The following is a 3,643-nucleotide window of genomic DNA, read 5'->3' on the forward strand; positions in this document are numbered from 1 at the left end:
CGGTCTGGCTGTTGCCGCTGAGATTAAGGGTCGCACCTTCAGCTACCGTCACACCGGAGGTGGAGGCAAAAGTATCCTCAACACCGGTTTTAAGTGTGCCGCGGCTGACCGTAGTAGTACCTGTGTAGGTATTGGTGCCAGTCAGTATGAGGGTGCCGTCACCCTCTTTGGTCAATGTCTTACCGTCCCATACACCATCGGCACCATTGATATTATCGGCAAGTATTGTGCCTATGTTGAGTACTGCTCCGCCTTTAAGGTCAAAGGTTCCATAGCCATCACCTGCGGTATTGTTCCACCGCAGGCTGTAGATGATGGAGTTTCCATCATCTGAAAGAGACATCTTTGCGTAGTCTGTTGCGGCCTCTGTCAGCAGCTCGTTGATAACATTCCCTGATATAAATCCGCTAATGCCTGAGGTGGTGGTGGCCAGTGTGTAGGTGTTCTGCTGCCATTCACTGATATTTCCACGCAGGGTAACGGTACTTTCCAGAGAAACCGAATCTGCCTTTAGCACAGAGTCCCAAGTGGGGTTATTGAAGGTGAGCGACGTGTTCCTGGCGAAAGAGGCTTGCCCCGTTAGGGTGAGCATCTTACCGGAGAGTGTTAAGCTGGTATAAGCATTCGCCGTCAGATTTCCGGTAACTGTCGTGGCGTCATCGCTGGCAATGGAGAGGGTATTGAAAGTGTCGGTTTCTGAAAGAACGATGTCACCGTTGATCTCTGAACCAGATTTAAGGATCAAATAATTATCATTGCTGGTTAAACGAATTGCCGCACCGCCCGTTCCGCTAGTACCATTGGTTCCACCGTTCCCGTTACCCGCGTTACCACCTGCACCCCGATCAATAGTTCCGTTGTTAATAATAGTCAGGTTGCCTCCAACTAAGGCATCGCCACCAATACCACCATTACCACCTATGCTCGTATCTGTAGTTGAACCTGAGCCACCTTTACCGCCACTACCGCCGCTAATCCTTCCATTATTGACGATGTTAAGGTTATCGCCACTTATACCTGCGCCTCCAGAGCCTCCTTCACCTCCGTCACCAGGTCCCGACCAACCCCATTCGTTTAGGTCCACGCCGCCCGTGCCACCGGAACCACCATTACCCCCCGAAATTACGCTATCGTTAAGGATGGATAGATTCTTACCGGCGATAGCTGTACCTCCCGAGCCTCCTGCGCTGGCGATCTGAATACCAAGAACATCACCACCACTACCGGCTTCCCCACCCGCTAGCACTCCACCTGTGTTATTGTTGATAGTAAGGTGATTCCCAGATATTGCATTGCCTCCTGCTCCGCCAGAACCCATGGTGAGATATCGACCGGTGCCTCCACCCGCATCGCCGCCGTTACCGCCCGTTAGTATTGCACCATTATTAAATATAGTAGCTGTCGATATGCTGACTGCGTCCCCCCCATTACCGCCATTACCGCTTTCAGAACCATTGCCCATTGCTATGGTACCTGCCCCTCCAATCCCCCCAGCTATATTAGCGTCAGTAATGCTGATGGGGTTATCCTCAGGTTTAAAAGTACTGGTCGTAAATTCATAAGATGATGAACCATCTGATCCATTGATTCCATTCGATGAGTCAACACCGTTACTGCCTTTATTTGACTGGAGGAAATAGGTCACTCCATTCCCAGGTAGTGTTATGTTTTTTGTTTCAGCGACTGATGAACTATTAATTCCGCCTAAAAAAAAGACAATAGAGAAAATCACTTTTTTTTTCTTATGTGAACGGCTCAATTCCCCACCAGCCATCCAGGCTCGCTGAGTTGAATTCCATGCGAGGTGATATCTATGGTTCACTTGGTTTCCTCTTAGGTTATGAATTGAAAATAAAAATTTGAAATAAACGTCGATATCTGGAGAGGGAAAGATGGCAGGAAAGCACACACCAATCCTTATTTTATTTCTCGGGAATTATATGTCTAAAGAAAATCTTTTTTTCTTATAATAATAACTCATGGAGTATCCCTACTATTAAATCCATTAAAAAAGTATCATGAATTTCTTACATGCCGGGAATGCCCGGCAATCCTCGGTTACGTTCATTCACAAACTGTAAAAATGCCAGTTGCCGTAGTCCCGTCTTCTCAAGAATTTTTTTTCGGTGCGCGTAGAGTGTTTTGACCGGTTTTCCTGTCATGCGGGAAAGTAACGGTAGGCTAACCCCGGATAAAAAAAAGGGGAGCATGCGACGCTCTGTGAATGTCAGTCTTATGCTTTCGACGCGGGTGCTTTTTCCCAGAGCGTGTTGTCCTGACTGACGCAAAGCGAACTGTAATGAGGTAATATCCTGTCGCTGACTAAGGCTAAGGCATCTCTGGTTTGCAAATGGACATAATCTCCCGCTCTCATCACACGTCAGCCAGATCCGAACTGCATCAGGACGAAGGGCATGAAGAGCGTTCAGAGCCGTCCATTCTCCCCGAAACACAATCCGGCTGTCCACAGCAAGAATTATACGTCCTGCAACCTCGATTTCTGGAGGAATATATCGCGAACTGAACCCCACCCGTAGACAAACCATCTCGGGCAACAGCGCGGTAAGGCCCGTGTATAACCAGCAATTCTCTGTCAATACAATCAGTAGCACTTCATTGTTCATGTCTCTCACCGTTTCATGTAAACAGGTATTCCGTTATGCGGGAAACGCATTTTCTCTGATAGTTTTTTTCTGTATACGTAGGCTGTACTGATACTGGTGCCGAGAATGCAGGCTATATGTTTCATGCTGACGTCTTGTGCTAATAAAGTCAGAGTTCGATACTCAGGCAGGGTGAGTGCGCCAGCACTATAATTTGCAGCAGTAATTTTTCCATTATCGGGTATTCGGCGTATACTATTTGCCAGTCGTTCAAGTCCACTGTCTGAGGATAAAACTGCATGTACATTGGCAAATTCGGTCAATAATAAGAGTGACAAAGGATATAACGTTGGGCTAGAGATAATAACGATGCTTTTTATATTCAAAATCTGAGGCTGTGTTATAAAGTCATAAAATGTAGATTCATCAAGATTAACAAAGTAAAGATTTTTTCTGCCCGCTATCTCAGCAATTGCCATGATTCCCTTTCCAAAAAAAGAATCATTTTCCGGCCAGTAACCACACTTATCCATGTGAGTCTCCTGCGTGACATTAAAAAGCACGTTATTAATTATGACCAAAAAAAGAATGCCAACCAATGAAAAACACAAATTCAGACAGGCCCACAGTGTAGTTTACATTGATTTCGCACCGACTCAGAGGTTGTAGCGAAATAATATACACATAACAACAAAATAGTCAAAAACGATCAATTATCTTTTTGTGATAGGCTTGGGCTATCAGAGGAATGCAATTGATCGATTCATCCTATTTTAATCAAGCGTGAGGTCGCAGATATCAAGGATGCTTGGATAAATAAGCCAAAAGAACCGTCAGTAAATACGCCAGACAAGCACATATTAAAGAAACTTAAATTAATGGAACATTTTTGTATTTATCACCTTGCGTGAGTATCAGCCTGTTAACTTTAAAAAAATGGATATTTGAGCAACTTTGTATTTATGATGGTGTTTTATTCTTTGTGAACGCCAATGAGCCATATGAAAACAATATCACCCAGGCCATTTCAGTTATGGATG

At 45.1% G+C, this 3,643-nt stretch carries 3 protein-coding genes; all 3 read right to left on the bottom strand.

The window, feature by feature from the left end; genetic code table 11:
* Positions 1-1,909: autotransporter-associated beta strand repeat-containing protein (locus F3J26_RS22810; RefSeq protein ID WP_205246611.1), on the bottom strand; the 1,909-nt coding region annotated here is incomplete at its 3' end.
* A 118-nt stretch (positions 1,910-2,027) separates the two neighbouring features.
* Entirely contained in the window at positions 2,028-2,624 is a 597-nt protein-coding gene (locus F3J26_RS22480) for a hypothetical protein (RefSeq protein ID WP_008461653.1), read from the bottom strand.
* A 5-nt stretch (positions 2,625-2,629) separates the two neighbouring features.
* Positions 2,630-3,136 (bottom strand): helix-turn-helix transcriptional regulator, encoded by a 507-nt coding sequence (locus F3J26_RS22485; protein WP_008461655.1) that lies wholly within the window; start codon positions 3,134-3,136, stop codon positions 2,630-2,632.
* Positions 3,137-3,643: the final 507 nt, after the last annotated feature.

The organism is Enterobacter sp. Ap-867 (genome assembly GCF_011752855.1).
Classification (GTDB): Bacteria; Pseudomonadota; Gammaproteobacteria; order Enterobacterales; family Enterobacteriaceae; genus Cedecea.

Excerpts from the sequence above, each read along its gene's own strand:
- F3J26_RS22480 (WP_008461653.1), bottom strand. The coding sequence starts at position 2,624 with ATGAACAATGAAGTGCTACTGATTGTATTGACAGAGAATTGCTGGTTA.
- F3J26_RS22485 (WP_008461655.1), bottom strand. The coding sequence starts at position 3,136 with ATGGATAAGTGTGGTTACTGGCCGGAAAATGATTCTTTTTTTGGAAAG.